Source organism: Nocardia sp. NPDC059229 (genome assembly GCF_042754165.1).
Lineage (GTDB): Bacteria > Actinomycetota > Actinomycetes > Mycobacteriales > Mycobacteriaceae > Nocardia.
This window is the reverse complement of the sequence record NZ_JBHZAK010000068.1, coordinates 1-2,008: the sequence shown is the minus strand read 5'-3', so window position 1 is coordinate 2,008 and position 2,008 is coordinate 1. Positions and strand designations below refer to the sequence as shown.

1 protein-coding gene and 1 pseudogene are annotated in these 2,008 nt (G+C 63.7%); both read right to left on the bottom strand.

All coding sequences use genetic code 11. From position 1 onward, the window contains the following. Positions 1 to 476: 476 nt before the first annotated feature. Positions 477 to 881, bottom strand: a complete 405-nt coding sequence (locus ACFXHE_RS44065) for a toxin-antitoxin system YwqK family antitoxin (RefSeq protein ID WP_379391760.1) — start codon at positions 879 to 881, stop codon at positions 477 to 479. A gap of 965 nt (positions 882 to 1,846) precedes the next feature. Beyond that, positions 1,847 to 2,008 (bottom strand): annotated as a pseudogene (locus ACFXHE_RS44060) (ubiquinol--cytochrome c reductase, cytochrome B subunit); the annotation flags it as partial.

Genomic DNA, 2,008 nt, shown 5'->3' with positions numbered 1-2,008 from the left:
CTTCCCTCCGAGGATGGCGGCAAGGACCTCGTAGCACCGGCGGGAAACCGACCTGACGTTCCGCTCTCCGCATCGTGCCGTGGAGGCGTCGGCCGAGCCGGTTCCCGCCCGCCGTCACGTTGGCGCTCACGGGGGTCCATTTCCTGTCCTGCGAGGTGTTTCATTCCCTGACCGAGGTACAGGTCCTTGCCGAGGACTGGCGCATCGAGGGCAACAGTTACCGGCCACAGGGATCGCTGGGTTTGCTTACCCCGCAAGCATTCCGGCAGCAATGGTCACGAACCGAGTTCGAGCAGCGGCTACAGCTCGCATAGCCGGTGGACCCGCCATCAGGGCACAGTCAACGGCTTGTGTGCCTGGATGCTACCGCCTGTGATCTGAGAGGCGGTGGGGCGCATCACTTCTGGGCGCCTATGTGTGGTGATCGCAGCGCTGGTGGTTGTCTCGGTTGACAGGAGTGGCAGCCCCCGTCACAGTCACGGCGCGCTGCCGTAGAGCGCCCGGAAGTGCAGCAGCGTCTGATGGTCCGAGTCGGATTCCGTAAGCGTGTGGCTGTCCTCGAGGACACCGTTCTCATCCCACTGCTTCGCCCACAGCGCAATGCCGTACTCGTACTCGCCGTCCTCCGCGAGCTGCCCGTTCCTGTGCCACTCCCGAGCCCGTCCATGCAGCGCCCCCCGTGCGAACGTCGAGTCCACCATGGGCTGCCCCGACGGGTACCACTCCTTCGTCGGCCCCCACCGCAGACCCTCCCGGTAGGTCGCCTCGGACCCGAGGACGCCGCCCTTCTCCGTGAACGCGACCCCGGTGAAAGGCACGCCGTCCAGGTAGTGGAGACCGTCGTCTTCGTAGTCGACTCGATCCGCCGGGACTCGATCCATGGACATCTCCTAGCTGTCCGCCCCGTCTGGTTCGACGGGTGCATCCTGTCGGCTGCTGGTCGGCAAGTTCCGGCTGCCGCCGGTGACTTGTGATATCCGGTCCGATCCGATTCTGCCAAATCGCGAGGGTCGTCCGAGGAGCGCTGCCGGGCACGGTGGCACAGTCGAGCCAGGCCGGCCACGGCAGCCGGGCGGCGATGACCCGCCACTGAGCGTCGCTGGTATCGCAGATGTAGCGGCGCGCTCCCGCACCGGGTGGCGGGTGCCGTGCCCGAACAGGCAGGCCACACACGGGCAGCCGCTTTCGGTGATACCGGTGACGGCAGGAGCGACGCAAGGGCAGAACGACATGACGGAACCTCTTGGCGCACGCGGTGATTGGCAATTCCCGTGCTACCACGAGGTTCCGCTACATCCGGGCTGTTCAGCCAACGGTCCCGGCAACCAGCCATTACCGGGACTGTTTCCGCGCGCCTCTTGACAACCACGCCCCACATATCAGCCGGCACCGGTTGCTCCTCGGGAACCGATCGCCGTGTCGTCGCAAGATCGAACACCCCGACACCGACCGCCAGAAGTCCGACAATTCAGGCGAATACCGTAACTATAGGGTCGACCTACCGCCCATCTACTATTCGGCTTAATACTTCGTAAGCACGGTGGGCATCTTCGGGAAAGACCAGTATGCCGAAGAACTCGCGTCCTTCGGACGCTTTCCGAGACCGTAACGCAGGGGTTACGGTTGCGCGCACATCGTTGACGTAAAGAATCTGCAAGACAATACGCGCGGCTGCTCGATCGAACACCGTTGCCGCCGTAACCAGAAGCCCATAGTCATAATTTTCAAACCGCGCAGGTGAAGGAACTGTATCCACGTTATGTCGCGAGTGCCGATCAGCCCTCATGTGCACCTTCGTTTTTCTCTTCATCGCTCTGAGCCAAGCCTTTGGCCTGGTACTCACGCATCACTTCGATTGTTCCGCATCATGGTGGATCTGGGCGATCGTGACCGCTTCCTCGGACGGGTCGGGACGCAGGAAGGAGCCGGTGCCGGGCTTGCCCGCGGAGCCCAGCTTGGCCATCTTCTTGGGCACCGGGGCGCCCTGGTACTCCAGCGGGATCGGGTG

What these genes read in the sequence shown, in the direction of transcription:
- ACFXHE_RS44065 (WP_379391760.1), bottom strand. Translation starts at nt 881, where the DNA reads ATGGATCGAGTCCCGGCGGATCGAGTCGACTACGAAGACGACGGTCTC.